We start from the raw sequence: 16399 nt of genomic DNA, 5'->3' as shown, positions 1-16399 counted from the left end.
ATCACCGCACCATGTCTGCCTCCATCATTGCGATCGTGCCCGCAGCGGGCGTCGGCGCCCGCGCCAGCCGGCCCGGGCACGAGACCGTTCCCAAACAATATCGTCCCCTGTCCGGAGAGCCCATGCTGCGCCACGCGGTACGGGCGCTGCTGGCCGATGAAAGGGTGTCCCAGGTGCGCGTGGCGGTGACCCCGGGCGATGGCTGGGTGGACGCGGCGCTGGCGGGGCTGCCCCGCACGGTGTGGCGGGCCTGCGGCGGCGCGACGCGCGCCGATACCGTGGCTGGCGCGCTGGCGGACAGCGGCGCCACTGACGATACCTGGGTGCTGGTGCACGACGCCGCGCGCCCCGGCCTGCCCGCAGATGCCCTGGGCCGTCTCATCGACGCCTGCCTGGCGGATCCCGTGGGCGGCCTGCTGGCCCTGCCGGTGGCCGATACCGTCAAGTCGGGCCATGGGCGCGTCGAGCGCACGCTCGACCGCAATGGCTTGTGGCAGGCCCAGACCCCGCAGATGTTCCGGGCCGGCGTGCTGCGCGATGCGCTGACGGCGGCCTCCGTAAGCGGCGTTACCGTCACCGACGAGGCGTCGGCCATCGAGGCGGCCGGCTATGCGCCGCTGCTCGTGTCCGGCGCCATGCGCAACTTCAAGGTGACGTGGCCGGATGATTTCGAACTGATGGAAAAATGGCTATGAGCATTCCCTTTCGCGTCGGACAGGGCTTCGATGTGCACGCGCTGGTCGAGGGCCGGCCGCTGATCATCGGCGGTGTCACGATCCCCCATACGCACGGCCTGCTGGGCCACTCCGATGCGGACGTGCTGCTGCACGCGATCACCGACGCCCTGCTGGGCGCCGCGGGCCTGGGCGATATCGGGCGCCATTTCCCGGACACGGACCCGGCCTTCAAAGGGGCCGACAGCCGCGTGCTGCTGCGCGAGGCGATGGCCCGCGTGCGCAAGGCCGGCTGGACGCCGGTCAACATCGACGCCACCCTGCATGCACAGGCGCCCAAGATCGGCCCGCACGCGCCGGCCATGGTGAAGAACATCGCCGCGGACACGGGCCTGGCCGAGACCGAGGTCAACGTCAAGGCGAAGACGAACGAAGGCCTGGGATACCTGGGAAGAAAGGAAGGGATAGCGGCGACGGTGGTCGTGCTGTTGGCGAAGGCTGGATAGGGGAGGTAAATACGGGCGGTGTCAGACACCAAAGGTGTCAGACACACGCGGAAAGAGAATACGGGCGGTGTCAGACACCGAAGGTGTCAGACACACGCAGTATTAGGCTTTGCCCTGGGCGGCCAGCGCCAGCGCGGCGGCATTGACGACCGCGGCGATGCGGCCGGCGTCGCGCAGCTGTTCGGTCGACAGGCCGTCGTTCTTCAGGTTCTCGTAGTGAGAGGCCACGCAGAAGTGGCATTTGCCGATGATGGACGCCACCAGCGCGAACAGTTCGAAGCGCTTCTTTTCCACGCCGCCGTGGGTAGCGTAGGCGTTCATGCGCAGTTGCGCGGGCAGGCTCTTCAGCTGGGGGTCGCCGGTCATTTCCACGTAGGGATACCAGGTGTTGTTCATGCCCATGAGGGCCGAGGCGGTCAATGCGGCGTTGGCGTCGGCTTCCGACAGGCCGCTCTTGAAGGCTTCGACCAGCGCCGGGCTGCGCGCGGCGTAGGCGGCGGACAGGGCGGCGCCCACCGCGTCTTCGGGTGCCAGCGTGGAGCGGGCGATCACGGCGTCCAGATTCAGGCGGATGTCCTTGGCCCAATCCGGCAGCTGTTCCTTAATGGTCGTAAGAAATTCCATAGTTTTTACCTATAATCTAGAGCAGTTAAAGCCCAGCGCGGGACCTGCTGGGCAGATCCCTGGCCGGGCTGGAAATTACAGCGTGGCGCCGCCAACCGTACGGTTGCACGGGCACAGCTCGTCGGTTTGCAGGCCGTCGAGCAGACGCAGGACTTCTTCCGGGTTACGGCCGACGTTCAGGTTGTTCACCGAAACGTGCTGGATCGTGTTGTCCGGGTCGACGATGAAGGTGGCGCGCAGGGCCACGCCAGCGCCCTTTTCACGGACGCCCAGTTGGTCGATCAGGGCGCCGGTGGTGTCGCCGAACTGGTAGTGACCCAGCTTGTTCAGGTCCGGGTGCTCACGGCGCCAGGCCAGCTTGACGAATTCGTTGTCGCTCGAACCGCCCAGCAGGACTGCGTCGCGGTCTTCGAAATCCTTGGCCAGCTTGTTGAAGCCGACGATTTCGGTCGGGCAAACAAACGTGAAGTCTTTCGGGTAGAAGTAGATCACCTTCCACTTGCCGGGGAACGAGCTTTCGGTGATGTCTTCAAACGCCGACACGCCATTTTCTTCGTGCTGGTTGAAGCCGGGCTTGACGCCGGTGACCTTGAAGGGCTCGAGTTTGTCGCCAACAGTTTTCATGTTTACTCCCAGTTGTTGGTGGAATTAAGGCTGTGCCTCAAACCATAAATTCTACGCTATGGATTATCGTTGTCTAATTGATAATTCCTAAACTTGGCTTTGGGCAGCTCTATCCTGGCGGTCAGCCCGCCTCCTTCGCGGGGAAGCATGCGCAGGGAACCGCCCACGTGCTTGAGGAGCCGCTCGACGATCGCCAGGCCCAGGCCCGCGCCGCTGACGCCGGTGCGGGCGGCTTCGCCGCGGGAGAAGGGCCGCAGCAGGCGGTCGACATCCTCGGGGGCGATGCCCGGGCCGCGATCGGACACCTCGATCGCGATCATGGCGCCGTCAGCTTGCAATGTCATGACCAGATGGGCCATTCCATCGGACGAGCGGCCATAGCGGCGGGCGTTCTCGATCAGGTTGCTGACGATGCGCTTGAGGTCCAGCGCCGTGATGCGGGCGCGCAGGCCGGGCTCCAGCGACGCTTCCAGCTCGCCGCCCAGCGACGCGGTATGGCTGCGTTCGCGTTCGTAGAGCTCGGCCAGCACGGCGGAAATATCCGTGGCCAGCTGCGGCAGCGTGCCGGCCGGACGCGCGTACTCCATCAATTGGCCGATACTGTGGTCGATCTGGCCCAGGTCTTCGTCGATGGCCTGGCGGGCGTCTTCGGAAACGCCGCTCAGTTCGATCTCGAGCCGCATGCGAGCGAGCGGCGTGCGCAGGTCGTGCGAGATCCCCGCCAGCATCAGCTCGCGGTCCGCCTCTGCCTGCCTCAGGTCCTTGGCCATCCGGTTGAACGAGGCGTTCAGGTCGCGGATCTCGAGCGGGCCCTGTTCGGGCAGGGCGGCGGGCGTCTCGCCGCGCGATAGCACCTGCGCCGCCCGGGCCAGCCGCGATAGCGGCCGGTTGACGAAGCCCACGCTGACCGCGGCCCCCACCAGGGATAGCAGCAATGCCGTTGCGCCCCAGCCCAGCCATTCGATCCCGCCGGTCAACCCTATCTGCTCCCGTTCGAACACGAGCCAGTACAGGTCCTTTTCTATCTGGAAGCTGACCCAGAAGCCGGGCACCTGGTTCACGCCCCAGGCGATCTGCGTCTCCGGGCCGAAGCGCGTGCGGATGTGCTGGGCAACGCGTTGCCAGTAGTCGTCGTCGGGAAGGGCCTCGGCGAAGTCGGTGACTTCGCGCGGGTAGACCTGGATGCCTTCGTTGGTGGCCAGGTCCAGCAGGAGCTTGCTGCGTTCGTCGTTATGGGAATAGATCAGCGCGGTGCGCGTGATATTGACGGCCGTGATCACCCGCTGCGCCATTTGATTGGCGCGCGGTCCCAGCTCCATGCTGAAGAAAACTTGTAGCCACGCGCCCAGGCTGACGAGCATCAGCGCGGCGAGCAACAGGAACGTGCGGCCGAACAAGCCGAGCCGCAATCGAGATGTCAGGTTCCTGAAGGTTCTGCGCAAGCGGGGCACGAGGCTGCGCTCCTGCCCGGGGCGGGCCAGCCGGTCAGCTGCCACCATCCGGCACGAACACGTACCCCAGGCCCCAGACGGTCTGGATGAATACGGGCTTGGACGGATTGGGCTCGATCAGCTTGCGCAAACGCGAGATCTGGACGTCGAGGCTGCGATCGAAGGCCTCGTATTCGCGGCCGCGCGCCAGTTCCATGAGCTTGTCGCGCGAGAGCGGGATCTTCGGGTGGCGCGCAAACACCTTGAGCACCGAGAATTCGCCCGTGGTGATGGGTACCTGTTCGCCGTTGCGCGTGAGCGTGCGGGTGGACAGGTTCAGCACGTAGGGGCCGAAGGCGATGGATTCGTTCTCCTGGCTGGGGGCGCCGGGGTGTTCCTCGGTGCCGCGGCGGCGCAGGATGGCGTTGATCCGCGCCAGCAGTTCCCGGGGGTTGAACGGCTTGGACAGGTAGTCGTCCGCGCCCATCTCCAGGCCGACGATGCGGTCGATTTCTTCCGCCTTGGCCGTCAGCATGATGATGGGAGTATTGTCATGGCCACCGCGCAGCCGGCGGCAGATGGACAGGCCATCTTCGCCGGGCAGCATCAGATCCAGCACGAGCAGGTCGAAATGCTCGCGTTGCCAGAGTTTGCCCATCTCTTTCGCGTCTTCGGCGACGAAAACGTTGAATCCCTGCTCGGACAGATACCGGCGCAGCAGATCGCGCAAGCGCGGATCATCGTCGACGACGAGGATTTTTCGGGTGGGGGTGGTGTTTTGCGTATTCATGGCCGGAAATGTAACAGTGACAAGAACCAGCGGCTAGTGGGCGTTCACAAGATATTACACATTGCGATCCATCGTTGAAATCCCCCTTACAACCGGGGGCGGAGCCTCGGTATTTCGTACAATCTGCATCTATGGAACTAAACCTGCTGGCCTTGGAAACTTCTTCGTCCCGTTGCGGCGTGGCTCTCTTGCGCGCGGCCGGCGGCCGGCTGGAGGTCAGCGTCAGGGAACACGAGGGCTCCCAGGAGCACGCGGAACGGCTTTTGCCCATGGCCAACGAGCTGCTGGCGGCCTCCGGGCTGACGCCAGGCTCCCTGCATGCGGTGGCCTTCGGCCAGGGGCCGGGCGGCTTCACGGGCCTGCGGGTGGCTTGCGGGGTAGCTCAGGGCATGGGCCTCGGGCTGGGCATTCCTGTATTGCCCATTGTCTCTCATCAGGCGGTCGCCGCCCAGGTGCAAGCCTCGCCCGAGGACGCGATAGTCGTGGCGCTGGACGCCCGCATGAATGAAGTCTATCTGGCGGTCTACCGCCAGACGGGCATGGCCGAAGGCGAAATCGCCTGGGAAACGCTGCAGCCGCCGATGCTGATCGCGGCGGCCGAAGTCGTGCCCTGGGCCGCGCATCACCTGCAGGGCTGGTCGGCCGGCGCGGGCCGGCCGCTTGGGGTGTTGCTGGCGGGCGATGCGTGGGATGCGTACGCCGCGGAAATGGCCTATCCCGGGCAATGGCGCCGCGCCGCGGGCGCGCAGCGGCCGGAAGCGGCCAGCGTCGCCCGCCTTGCGCGGCAAGGCTGGCTGCGCGGCGAGGCTCTGGCTCCCGAGCTGGCCGCGCCGCTCTATGTGCGGGACAAGGTGGCTTTCACCACGGCCGAGCGCATGCTCGGGCAGGGCGGCAATCCCAAGGCCCAGCCGTCGCTGGCGCCCTCGGTTCCGCAGCCGATGACTGATGCGGACCTGGACGAGGTGGTGGCGCTGGAGGCGCACGTGCAGTCCTTCCCCTGGACCCGCGGCAATTTCGCCGATGCCCTGGCGGCCGGCTACGGCGCCTGGGTATTGCGGCGCGACGGCAAGCTGGCGGGGTTCTGTATCGTCATGTTCGCCCCGGACGTGGCCCATCTGCTGGTGATCGCCGTGGCCAGAAAGCTGCACCGCCAGGGGCTGGGCGGCATCCTGCTCGACTGGTGCGAACAGCAGGCGCGCGAGCGCGGCCTGGAGGGCGTGCTGCTGGAAGTGCGCCCGTCCAACGCGTCGGCCATCAGTTTCTATAAGCGGCACGGCTACCTGCAGATCGGCGTGCGCCGCGGCTACTATCCCGCCGAAAAGGGCGGCCGGGAAGATGCGCTGGTCATGCAGAAGCGCTTTGCCGCCGCAACCGGAGAGGCTGCATGATGACGCCCGTCTCCACGCCTGCGCCGGCCGCTCCCCGGGTCAATCCTCTCCAGAGGATCTGGCTGCGCGAGATCGGGATGGAACGGCTGTGGCTGCGGCCGGCGCCGGCGGCAAGCCGCCCGGCCGCCGAGCCGCAAGTCCCTGTTTCAAAACCTGTTTTTCCGGTATCCGCGCCCGCGGCCGAAGCGCCGGCCGTCGAGGTTGCGGCCCGGCCCGCCGCGCCTGCGACGCCTGCCGCGGAACCCGTGCCGGGCCGCCCGGGCATTCCCGCTTCCATCCTGAACCGCAAGGGCCCGCCGCCGCCGCCTCCCCCCAAGGTGGTGGCCGAAGCGGAGGCGCCCGCGCCGATCCCGGTGGCCGAGGCCATCAGGAATTCCACCCTGGACGAGATGCGCGAGCAGGTCGTGTCGTGCGAGGCTTGCGGCCTGTGCAAGGGCCGCCGCAATGCGGTGTTCGGCCATGGCGGCCAGCCGACGCGCTGGCTGGTGGTGGGCGAGGCTCCCGGCGAGCAAGAGGACCGGCAGGGCCAGCCTTTCGTGGGCCGGTCCGGCCAGTTGCTGGACGCCATGCTGTCGGCCGTGTCCATGAGCCGCGAGCGCGATGTTTTCATTACCAACGTCATCAAGTGCCGGCCGCCGGGCAACCGCAACCCCAAGCCCGAGGAGATCGCGGCCTGCAGCCCGTACCTGATGCGGCAGATCGCCCTGCTCAAGCCGGAGCGGATCCTGGTCCTGGGCCGTTTTGCCGCCCAGACGCTGCTGGGCACCGACGCCACGATCGGCAGCCTGCGCGGCCGCATCCATCAATTGAAGACGGACGAGGGCGTGCAGATTCCGGTGGTGGTCAGCTATCACCCGGCCTATCTGCTGCGCAGCCCCGGCGAAAAGGCGCGCGCCTGGCAGGACCTGAAGCTGGCGGCCCGCATGGGCTGAGTTTCCTCCTGACGAAAAAAAACCGGGCGCCAGCCCGGTTTTTCTTTGGAAGATCAATTGCTTAGTGCGAGGAGTCCAGCGCGCGGCCGTGGCCTTCCTGGCCGATTTGCTCATGAAGCTCGGGGTTGGCCTGCAGGTTGCGCTTGCTCCAGCGCATGAAGACCACCATCAGCACGGCGACCACGGTGCCGAAGATCACGATGATCACATTGATCGGCAGCTGCAGCCACAGCAGCAGCGTGTACATGGCCACCATCAGCAGGATGTTGAGCTGTTCGTTGAAGTTCTGCACGGCGATGGAGTGGCCGGCCGACAGCAGGACGTGGCCGCGGTGCTGCAGAAGGGCGTTCATGGGAACCACGAAGAAACCCGCCAGGCCGCCCGTGATCAGCAGCAGCAGGTAGACGCTCCAAGGCGAATAGACCAGCGGCATCAGCAGCACGACCAGGCCCATGGCCGCGCCGACCGGAAGGACGGAGAGCGCGCGGCGCAGCGGGATACGGCCCGCCAGGATGGAACCGACCACCGTGCCCAGCGCGGCCACGCCCATCAGCATCGAGGCCTTGTCCAGCTGGTACCCCAGGTGGCTGCGGCCCCACTCGATGACGATCAGCTGCAGCGTGGCGCCCGCGCCCCAGAAGAGCGTGGTGACGGCCAGCGAGATCTGGCCCAGCTTGTCCTTCCAGAGCACACGGACATAGCCCCAGAAGGTGCGGACGAGGCGCACGGGATTTTTCTGTTGCGGGGGGTAACGCACGTGGGTGTGCGGAATCATCAGGTTGCACAGCGCCGCCAGCAGATAGACGAACGCGATGACCAGGATCGCGGCCTCGGCCGGCGTGTGGACCAGTTTGCCGATGAACGAATGGCTGAGCAGGGCGGCGGAAACGGACGACGAAATCAGCACGCCGCCCAACACGGTGCCCAGGATGATGGAGAAGACCGTGAGGCCCTCGATCCAGCTATTGCCCTTGACCAGCATGGCCGGAGGCAGCATTTCGGTCACGATGCCGTACTTGGCGGGGGAGTAGGCCGCGGCGCCGATGCCCACGATGCCGTAGGCCATGCAGACCAGGTAGGTTTGGTATTGCTCGGGGATGCCGATGTTGGCGTAGGAGAACATCAGCATGCAGCCGCCGACCTTCAGCGCGTTGGTCGAGAACATCACGCGCCCCTTGGGGAAGGAGTCGGCCAGCGCTCCGACGAAGGCGGCCAGCACGACATAGGCCAGCGCGAACGACCATTTCATCATGGGGGCCAACCAGTCGGGGCCGTGCAGTTCCTGTATCAAGGCGATGGCTGCGATGAACAGCGCATTGTCCGCCAATGACGAGAAGGCCTGCGCGGCCATGACCAGATAGAAACCACGTTTCAAGAATGTCCCCGTTCTTCGGCCGGAGCCCGGCCAGTCCGCGTGAAAATTTATGTGTCGTGCCAAAAAGTGTCAGGGAGTATAGCCGGAGCCCAAACGGCGGCCATTGAGCGTTTGCCCGCGGGTTGACGCTTGCTAACGTTTGGGGGCGGACCGGCTGCGGTATCATACGAGCCATATGAGAGCCGGCCCTCGATGGGCCGGTTTGCAATCTGCGCGGCAGGTCCGTTAACGCCTTTCGTTCAACCCACCCCGTCGTCCATCGTACTGTGCGTCTTACTCAGCTCAAACTCGCCGGCTTCAAGTCCTTCGTCGATCCCACCGTGATTCCCGTGCCCAGCCAACTGGTGGGCGTGGTGGGTCCCAATGGCTGCGGAAAGTCGAACATCATCGACGCCGTGCGCTGGGTCCTGGGCGAAGCCAAGGCCTCGGAACTGCGCGGCGAGTCCATGCAGGACGTCATTTTCAACGGTTCCGGCAATCGCAAGCCTGCCGCCCGGGCCTCGGTCGAAATGGTGTTCGACAACAGCGAGGGGCGCGCCGCCGGCCAATGGAGCAGCTACGCGGAAATCGCCGTGCGCCGCGTCCTGACCCGCGACGGCACCAGCAGCTACTTCGTCAATAACCAGCAGGTCCGCCGCCGCGACATCCACGACATCTTCCTGGGCACCGGCCTGGGCGCCCGGGGCTACGCCATCATCGGGCAGGGCATGATCAACCGCCTGATCGAGGCGCGCCCGGAAGAGCTGCGGGTATTCCTCGAGGAAGCGGCCGGCGTGTCGCGCTATAAGGAACGGCGCCGGGAAACCGAGAACCGCCTGTCCGACACCCGCGAAAACCTTACCCGGGTCGAAGACATCCTGCGCGAACTGAACACCCAGCTCGAAAAGCTGGAGGCGCAGGCCGAGGTGGCCACGCGCTACCGCGAGCTCCAGGCGGACGGCGAAAAGAAGCAGCACGCGCTGTGGTTCCTGAAGGAAACCGGGGCGCGCGAAGAGCGGGCCAAGAAGGCCCAGGAAATGGCGCAGGCCCAGAACGAGCTGGAAGCCGCCATCGCCGGCCTGCGGGCGGGCGAAGCGGCGCTGGAATCCCGGCGCCAGGCCCACTATGCCGCCAGCGACGCCGCCCATACGGCCCAGGGCGCGCTGTACGAAGCCAACGCCCAGGTGAGCCGCCTGGAAGCCGAAATTCGCCACGTGGTGGACTCCCGCAACCGCCTGCAGGCGCGCCGCGAACAGCTGCAGCAGCAGATCGGTGAATGGACCGCCCAGCGGGAGCACTGCACCGAGCAGATCGCCCAGGCCGAGGAAGACCTGGCGACCGGCGCCGCCCGCACCGAAGAGGCGCGCGCCAAGGCCGAAGACGCCCAGGCCGCCTTGCCGGCGGTGGAGCAGCGCGTGCGCGAAGCCGCCTCCGGGCGCGACGAGATGCGCGCCGCCCTGGCCCGCGTGGAACAGAACCTGGCCCTGGTCGCGCAGACGCAGCGCGACGCGGACCGCCAGATGCAGGCCCTGGAGCAGCGCCGCGAGCGCCTGCAGCAGGAACTGCGCGAATTGCACAGCCCCGATCCGGTCCGCCTCGAGCAACTGGCCGGCGACCGCGTGGCGGGCGAAGACCAGCTCGAGGAAGCCCAGGAAGAACTCGCCACGCTGGAGGGCCGCGTGCCGGAAGCGGATGCCGAGCGCAGCCGCGCCCAGGCCGCCGCCCAGACCGACGCGCAGAACCTTGCGCGCCTGGAAGCCCGCCTGTCCGCGCTGGTGAAGCTGCAGGAAGACGTGCAGAAGCAGGGGGCGCTGGAGCCCTGGCTCGCCAAGCATGAACTTACCGGGCTGACCCGGCTGTGGCAGAAGCTGCACGTCGAGCCAGGCTGGGAAACCGCCCTGGAAGCCGCCATGCGCGAACGCATGGCCTCCATGGAAGTGCGCAGCCTGGACTGGGCCCGCGCCTTCGCCGAAGACGCGCCGCCCGCCCGCTTGGCTTTCTACCAGCTGCCGGCCGCCGCGCCCACGCCTCCGGCCCCGGCCGGGCTGACCCCGCTGGCCAGCTTGTTGCGCATCACCGATCCGGACCTGCGCACGCTGCTCAATGAATGGCTGGACGGCGTTTATACCGCCACCGACCTGACCGAGGCCCTGTCCATGCGCGCCAGCCTGCCCGCCGGCAGCGCCTGCGTGGTCAAGGCCGGGCATTTGGTGGATGCGCACAGCGTGCGCTTCTACGCGCCCGATTCCGAGCAGGCCGGGCTGCTGGCCCGCCAGCAGGAAATCGAGAACCTGCAGCGCGAGATCAAGGCCCAGCAACTGATCGCCGACCAGGCGCGCGCCGCGGTGGCCCGAGCCGAGGCCGCCTGGCAGCAGGTGTCCCAGGCCATCGCCCCGGCGCGCCAGCGCGTGGCGGAAGTCACGCGCCGGGTGCACGACATCCAGCTGGAACACTCGCGCCTGCAGCAGCAGGCCGAACAGTCGGGCGAGCGCGCTTCCCGCCTGCGGCAGGACCTGGAGGAAATCAAGGTCCAGGAAGAAGACTTGCGCGCCACTCGCGAGGAGGCCGAGGCCCGCTTCGAGGCGCTGGACGAAGAGCTGGCCGAACACCAGTCCCGCTTCGCCGACGCCGAGATCGACGGCGAGACGCTCGCCGCCCAGGCCGAGGCCGCCCGCGCCGGGTTGCGCGAACTGGAGCGCGCCGCCCAGGAAGCCGAATTCGCCGAACGCAGTATCCAGGTCCGGATCACCGATCTGCAGCGCAACCAGCAATTGGCCGCCGACCAGAGCCAGCGCGCCAGCGTCGAACTGGAGCAATTGCAGGAGGACCTGGCCGAGCTGGACGCGTCGGCTTCCCAGGCCGGCTTGCAGGACGCCCTGGAGGTGCGCGCCGAGCGCGAGGAAGCGCTGTCGCGCGCGCGCCAGGAAATGGACAATCTGGCGGCCTTGCTGCGCGGCGCCGACGAAGACCGCCTGCAGCAGGAACAGACGCTGGAGCCGCGGCGCGCCCGCATCATGGAATTGCAGTTGCAGGAGCAGGCCGCACGCCTGGCCGAAGAGCAATTCACGGAACAGCTGAACGCGCGCGAGGTTGACCGGGAGGCCCTGGCGCAGGAACTGGCCAACCAGTCCGATGAATGGCGCCGGGCAAGCTGGCTGCAATCGGAAGTGGGCCGAATTTCGCGCCAGATCGAATCCCTGGGCTCGGTCAACCTGGCCGCGCTGGACGAGCTGAACAGTTCGCGCGAGCGCAAGGGCTTCCTGGATTCGCAGCACCAGGACCTGATGACCGCCATCGAGACCCTCGAAGACGCGATCCGCAAGATCGACCGGGAAACGCGCGAGCTGCTCCAGGAGACCTTCAACGTGGTGAACGGCCACTTTGGCGAGCTCTTCCCCAAGCTGTTCGGCGGCGGGGAGGCCCGGCTGAGCATGACGGGCGAGGAAATTCTCGACGCCGGCGTGCAGGTCATGGCCCAACCGCCCGGCAAGCGCAACAGCACCATCCACCTGCTGTCGGGCGGCGAAAAGGCGCTGACGGCGACCGCGCTGGTGTTCGCGCTGTTCAAGCTCAACCCCGCCCCGTTCTGCTTGCTGGACGAGGTGGACGCGCCGCTGGACGACGCCAATACGGAACGCTACGCCAATCTGGTCGCCAACATGAGCGAGCAGACCCAGTTCCTGTTCATCTCGCACAACAAGATCGCGATGCAGATGGCCAAGCAATTGGTCGGTGTAACCATGCAAGAGCAAGGGGTTTCGCGTATCGTTGCGGTAGACATAGATTCGGCCGTGCAGATGATGGCCTCCGAAGCGGCATAAACCAATATTCAGAAGGGCGCCGGGCGTTTCGGCGCGGGATTGACACATGAGTGATTTGCAGATCGGGCTGATTGCCCTCGGCGTCCTGCTGATACTGCTGGTGCTGGGATTCAACTGGTGGCAGGACCGCCGCGTCCGGCGCAAGATGCAGACCCATTTCCCAGCGTCCGAGCAGGATCCTCTGCTGGGGGCGGGCGCAGTTGCCGGCGCCGCCAGCGCCGGTTCGGGTCCGGCGCCGCGCCGCGAGCCCGGCATGGTCGGCGACGCCCCGCGCGCGCCAGCCGGCCAGGCGGCCCCGGTCGATCCGGGCACGGATGCCGACGATGCCGCCGAGCCCGATCCCGCTTGCGAAGTGGTCATCGAGATCAACTTCGCCGAACCCGTGCGCGGCGCCGAGCTGCTGCCCTATATGCAGAGCCTGCGTCACGTGGGCCGCAAGCCCATGCGCGTGTTCGCCGAAACCGACCAGCGCCGCCACCGCGCCCACATCCACGCGGACGAGTCCTACGCCTCGATGCAACTGGCGGTGCTGCTTGCCAACCGCAGCGGCCCGCTGACCGCTATCGAATGGTCGCAGGCCTGGGCCCGGGCCCAGGATATGGCCGAGCGTTTCGACGCCACCATCGAAGGGCCGGATCAGCAGGCCGTGCTTGAGCAGGGCGCCCGCCTGGACGACACCTGCGCCGCCCTGGACACCCAGGTCGGCCTGACCCTGTTGCTGGGCACGGCCCAGCCCGCCGCCGAAGTGCTGGGCATTGCGCGCGATACCGGCTTCGTCCCCGATGGCAACCGCCTGGCCTGGCCGGCGGATAACGGCGTCGCCCGCTTCACGCTGGCCCGCGCCGATGGCGCGGCGTTCGATGCCGGCATGGGCGGAATCGAACGGCTTTACCTGTTGCTCGACGTGCCGTGCAGCCCCGCGGACAGCCGCGCCTTCGGCCGCATGGTCGACGTGGGCCGCGACCTGGCCGCCCGCCTGCGCGCGGAACTGGTCGACGATCAGGGCAAGCCGCTGGCCGACGGCTCTGAAACGGTTATCGACGAACGGCTGCAGGTGCTGTTCGGCCAGCTGGAGCAGGCAGGCCTGCCCGCCGGCAGCGAGCGCGCTCAACGGGTGTTCGCCTGATGGGGGTTCCCCCCGCAGCGCCGCGCGTCTCCGCCAAGGGGGCGCCGCGGCGGACCGGCAAGGCCGGCTCTGCGCGGCCCCGCGTCCACTCCCAAGCATTGCGCTTGAGTCGTGAGGTCCGGGCGGTCCGCGGTGTTATGGATAACTGATATGAAAGGCACTTCCGGCGGTGAAAGCGCGGCCCAGGCCGCGGCGCGCTTGCGCGCTGAAATCGAACAGCACAACGTCCGCTACTACGTCTACGACGATCCTTCCGTCTCGGATGCGGAGTACGACGCCCTGATGCGGGAGCTGCAGGCCCTGGAGGCCGAGCACCCGGAACTCGTGACGCCCGAATCGCCCACGCAGCGGGTCGGCGCGGCGCCCGTGTCGGCCTTCGGCGCGGTGCGCCACGCGGTGCCCATGCTTTCGCTGGGCAATGCCTTCGACGAGGAAGACGTGGTTGCCTTCGACCGCCGCGTGACCGACACGCTGCGCGGCGCTGGCCTGCTCGGCCCGGCGCAGCAGGCGGATTATTTCTGCGAACTCAAGCTGGACGGCCTGGCCATCAGCCTGCGCTACGAGGACGGCCGCCTGGTGCAGGCCGCCACGCGCGGAGACGGCCAGACCGGCGAAGACGTCACCTCCAATATCCGCACCATCAAGGCGATCCCACTGCAGCTCAACGGGGCCGCGCCGAAGGTGCTGGAGGTGCGGGGCGAGGTGCTGATGAACCGCGCCGACTTCGAAAAACTGAACCAGGCCCAGGCCAAGCGCGACGAAAAGGTGTTCGTCAATCCGCGCAATGCGGCCGCCGGCAGCCTGCGCCAGCTGGATCCGCGCATTACCGCCAAGCGGCCGTTGCGGTTTTTCGCCTATGGCTGGGGCGAGGTCCACGGCTTGCCGGGCTCGCAGGGCGGGCTGTTTGCGGAGGCCTCGGCGGGCGCGGCCGAAGCCTCGCAACTGCCGGAGAAATCCCATGGCGCCATGCTGGACTGGCTGGCCTCGCTGGGCCTGCCGGTCAACGTAAGGCACAACCACCGGGCCACGGGCGCCGAAGGCCTTATGGCCTTCTACGTCAAGGTCGGCGCGATGCGCGCAGAATTGCCCTATGACATCGACGGCGTGGTCTACAAGGTGGATTCGCTGCCGGCCCAGAAAGTGCTGGGCTTCGTGGCGCGCGCGCCGCGCTTTGCCCTGGCGCACAAGTTTGCCGCCGAAGAGGCCACCACCACGCTGCTGGACATCGAGGTGCAAGTCGGCCGCACCGGCGCCATCACCCCCGTGGCTCGCCTGAAGCCGGTGTTCGTCGGGGGCGTGACCGTCACCAATGCCACGCTGCACAACGAGGATGAGATCCGCCGCAAGGATGTGCGCATCGGCGATACGGTAATCGTGCGCCGCGCGGGCGACGTGATTCCCGAGGTATTGGGGCCTGTGCTGGAAAAACGGCCCGACGACGCCCGGGAGTTCGTCATGCCCACCGCGTGTCCGGTGTGCGGTTCCGCCATCGAGCGCCTGGAAGGCGAGACCATCGCGCGCTGCACGGGCGGCCTGTTCTGCGGCGCCCAGCGCAAGCAGACGCTCTGGCACGCGGCCAGCCGCAAGGCGCTGGACATTGAAGGCCTGGGCGAGAAACTCGTGGATCAACTGGTCGACAGCGGCCGCGTCAAGACGCTGGCCGATCTGTACAGCCTGCGTCCGCTCGAACTGGTGGGGCTGGACCGCATGGGCCAGAAGTCTGCCGACAATCTGGTGGCGGCCATCGAAAAGGCGCGCACGCCGGGGCTGGCCCGCCTGCTGTTCGCCTTGGGCATCCGCCATGTGGGCGAAACCACCGCGCGCGACGTGGCGCGCCATTTCGGCAGTATCGAAGCCATCATGGACGCCGACGAAGACATGTTGTCGTCCGTGCCCGACGTGGGGCCGGTGGTGGCCGCGTCCATTCGCCACTTTTTCGCCGAACAGCACAATCGCGACGTGATCGGGCAGTTGAAGGAGCAGGGCGTGAGTCCGGTGCCCGAAGCGGCCCCGCAAGGCACCACCCTGGCGGGCAAGACCTTCGTGCTGACGGGCACCTTGCCCAACTGGACGCGCGAAGAAGCCTCCATGCACATCCAGGCGGCCGGCGGCAAGGTCAGCGGCTCGGTATCCAAGAAGACGGCCTACCTGGTGGCGGGCGAGGACGCCGGGAGCAAGCTCACCAAGGCCCAGGAACTGGGCGTGGCGGTGCTGGACGAGGATGGGCTGAAGGCCTTGCTGGGAATGGCCGGCTGAGGCCGGTTCTCCCGGAAAACATTCCTTCCCCCCCAAAAAAAACTGCCCGCGATGCGGGCAGTTTTCGTTTGAGCGGCAAGGCTTACTGGATCTTGGCCTTTTCGCGCAGTTCCTTCTGGTAGTCGGCCAGGGTTTGCTGGCGCAGCATTTCTTCCAGTTGCGTGCGCACCTGGTCGAGCGGCGGGAATTCCACCGGACGGGTGTCGTCGACCATGATGATGTGCCAGCCGAACTGGGTTTGCACCGGCTTGTCGACCAGCTCGCCCTTCTTCAGCTGCGTCACGGCCTGCGCGAACGGCTGGACGTAGTTGGTCGGGGGCGCCCAACCCAGGTCGCCGCCCTTTTCGGCGCTGCCGGGGTCCTTCGAGTTCTTCTTGGCCAGGTCGTTGAACTTGCTCTTGTTGCTCTTGATCTGGGCCAGCAGGTCATTGGCCGTCTTCTCGTCTTCGACGAGGATGTGACGAACCTTGTATTCCATCTTGCCGGCCTGTTCCTTCTTGATCTTCTCGTATTCCGCCGTGACCTTGGCGTCCGAGACGGGGTGCTTGGCCAGGTAGTCGGCCATCAGGGCGCGGACCAGGATGCCTTGGCGGGCCAGTTCGATTTCGGTCTGGACGTCGGCCTGCTTGGCGATGCCGCTGGCTTCGGCGGCCTGCACGAAGATCTGGCGGTTGATCATTTCCTGCTTGACCTGTTCGCGCAATTGCGGCGAATCGGTGGCGCCCTGGCTCACCAGCAGCTTGACGAATTGATCCAGGCTCTTCTGCGGGATGGCCTTGCCGTTGACGGTGGCCACGTTCTGGGCAAAAGCCGGCACGGCGATGACGCAGGCCGCAGCCAGCATGACGATGCGTTTCATGAATATCCTTTTACT

Annotated in this window: 13 protein-coding genes; 7 read left to right on the top strand and 6 right to left on the bottom strand. The window is 66.9% G+C overall.

What is annotated here, in order from left to right:
• Positions 1-11: 11 nt before the first annotated feature.
• Complete coding sequence (ispD, locus tag JL37_RS08785) at positions 12-695, top strand: 2-C-methyl-D-erythritol 4-phosphate cytidylyltransferase (protein WP_043543391.1); 684 nt, start codon at positions 12-14, stop codon at positions 693-695.
• Positions 692-1180 carry a 2-C-methyl-D-erythritol 2,4-cyclodiphosphate synthase gene (gene ispF, locus JL37_RS08780; RefSeq protein ID WP_043543389.1) on the top strand — a complete coding sequence of 163 codons (489 nt, stop codon included), beginning with the start codon at positions 692-694 and terminating at the stop codon, positions 1178-1180. The genes ispD and ispF overlap by 4 nt, the downstream gene beginning before the upstream one ends.
• 102 nt (positions 1181-1282) lie before the next feature.
• Here ispF and JL37_RS08775 read toward each other — a convergent pair whose 3' ends face one another.
• The 4 genes from JL37_RS08775 to ompR form a co-directional block, all read right to left on the bottom strand.
• On the bottom strand, positions 1283-1804 hold the full coding sequence (locus tag JL37_RS08775) for a carboxymuconolactone decarboxylase family protein (protein ID WP_043543388.1): 522 nt from the start codon (positions 1802-1804) through the stop codon (positions 1283-1285).
• A 75-nt stretch (positions 1805-1879) separates the two neighbouring features.
• Positions 1880-2428, bottom strand: a complete 549-nt coding sequence (locus JL37_RS08770) for a peroxiredoxin (RefSeq protein WP_006389231.1) — start codon at positions 2426-2428, stop codon at positions 1880-1882.
• Between the two features lie 56 nt (positions 2429-2484).
• A complete protein-coding gene (locus JL37_RS08765; protein ID WP_156124267.1) occupies positions 2485-3909 on the bottom strand; it encodes an ATP-binding protein in 1425 nt (474 codons plus the stop codon).
• 4 nt (positions 3910-3913) lie between these two features.
• The gene (gene ompR / locus JL37_RS08760) at positions 3914-4648 is read right to left on the bottom strand and encodes a two-component system response regulator OmpR (RefSeq protein ID WP_003813882.1); all 735 of its coding nucleotides are present in this window, start codon (positions 4646-4648) and stop codon (positions 3914-3916) included.
• 131 nt (positions 4649-4779) lie between these two features.
• Here ompR and JL37_RS08755 point away from each other — a divergent pair, with 131 nt between their 5' ends.
• Both JL37_RS08755 and JL37_RS08750 read left to right on the top strand, forming a co-directional pair.
• The gene (locus JL37_RS08755) at positions 4780-6036 is read left to right on the top strand and encodes a bifunctional tRNA (adenosine(37)-N6)-threonylcarbamoyltransferase complex dimerization subunit type 1 TsaB/ribosomal protein alanine acetyltransferase RimI (protein ID WP_043543386.1); all 1257 of its coding nucleotides are present in this window, start codon (positions 4780-4782) and stop codon (positions 6034-6036) included.
• Entirely contained in the window at positions 6036-6968 is a 933-nt protein-coding gene (locus JL37_RS08750; protein ID WP_043543836.1) for a uracil-DNA glycosylase, read from the top strand. Before JL37_RS08755 ends, JL37_RS08750 begins: the two co-directional genes overlap by 1 nt.
• Before the next feature lie 61 nt (positions 6969-7029).
• On the opposite strand, the gene lplT is transcribed toward JL37_RS08750, so the two are convergent.
• Positions 7030-8343, bottom strand: coding sequence for a lysophospholipid transporter LplT (gene lplT / locus JL37_RS08745; RefSeq protein WP_043543384.1), 1314 nt, complete (start codon positions 8341-8343; stop codon positions 7030-7032).
• A 266-nt stretch (positions 8344-8609) separates the two neighbouring features.
• Here lplT and smc point away from each other — a divergent pair, with 266 nt between their 5' ends.
• From smc to ligA, 3 genes are all read left to right on the top strand, one after another.
• The gene (smc, locus tag JL37_RS08740; protein ID WP_043543382.1) at positions 8610-12143 is read left to right on the top strand and encodes a chromosome segregation protein SMC; all 3534 of its coding nucleotides are present in this window, start codon (positions 8610-8612) and stop codon (positions 12141-12143) included.
• A 46-nt stretch (positions 12144-12189) separates the two neighbouring features.
• On the top strand, positions 12190-13269 hold the full coding sequence (locus JL37_RS08735) for a cell division protein ZipA C-terminal FtsZ-binding domain-containing protein (protein WP_043543381.1): 1080 nt from the start codon (positions 12190-12192) through the stop codon (positions 13267-13269).
• 150 nt (positions 13270-13419) lie between these two features.
• On the top strand, positions 13420-15525 hold the full coding sequence (ligA, locus tag JL37_RS08730; protein ID WP_043543380.1) for an NAD-dependent DNA ligase LigA: 2106 nt from the start codon (positions 13420-13422) through the stop codon (positions 15523-15525).
• Between the two features lie 82 nt (positions 15526-15607).
• Here the strand turns inward: ligA and JL37_RS08725 are convergent, their stop codons facing one another.
• Positions 15608-16384 (bottom strand): peptidylprolyl isomerase, encoded by a 777-nt coding sequence (locus tag JL37_RS08725; protein ID WP_043543379.1) that lies wholly within the window; start codon positions 16382-16384, stop codon positions 15608-15610.
• Positions 16385-16399: the final 15 nt, after the last annotated feature.

It is taken from the genome of Achromobacter sp. RTa (genome assembly GCF_000757485.1).
Taxonomy (GTDB): Bacteria; Pseudomonadota; Gammaproteobacteria; order Burkholderiales; family Burkholderiaceae_B; genus Achromobacter.
This window is presented reverse-complemented; position numbering and strand designations above follow the sequence as displayed.

Excerpts from the sequence above, each read along its gene's own strand:
- ispD (WP_043543391.1), top strand. The coding sequence starts at position 12 with ATGTCTGCCTCCATCATTGCGATCGTGCCCGCAGCGGGCGTCGGCGCC.
- ispF (WP_043543389.1), top strand. The coding sequence starts at position 692 with ATGAGCATTCCCTTTCGCGTCGGACAGGGCTTCGATGTGCACGCGCTG.
- JL37_RS08775 (WP_043543388.1), bottom strand. The coding sequence starts at position 1,804 with ATGGAATTTCTTACGACCATTAAGGAACAGCTGCCGGATTGGGCCAAG.
- JL37_RS08770 (WP_006389231.1), bottom strand. The coding sequence starts at position 2,428 with ATGAAAACTGTTGGCGACAAACTCGAGCCCTTCAAGGTCACCGGCGTC.
- ompR (WP_003813882.1), bottom strand. The coding sequence starts at position 4,648 with ATGAATACGCAAAACACCACCCCCACCCGAAAAATCCTCGTCGTCGAC.
- JL37_RS08755 (WP_043543386.1), top strand. The coding sequence starts at position 4,780 with ATGGAACTAAACCTGCTGGCCTTGGAAACTTCTTCGTCCCGTTGCGGC.
- JL37_RS08750 (WP_043543836.1), top strand. The coding sequence starts at position 6,036 with ATGACGCCCGTCTCCACGCCTGCGCCGGCCGCTCCCCGGGTCAATCCT.
- JL37_RS08735 (WP_043543381.1), top strand. The coding sequence starts at position 12,190 with ATGAGTGATTTGCAGATCGGGCTGATTGCCCTCGGCGTCCTGCTGATA.
- ligA (WP_043543380.1), top strand. The coding sequence starts at position 13,420 with ATGAAAGGCACTTCCGGCGGTGAAAGCGCGGCCCAGGCCGCGGCGCGC.
- JL37_RS08725 (WP_043543379.1), bottom strand. The coding sequence starts at position 16,384 with ATGAAACGCATCGTCATGCTGGCTGCGGCCTGCGTCATCGCCGTGCCG.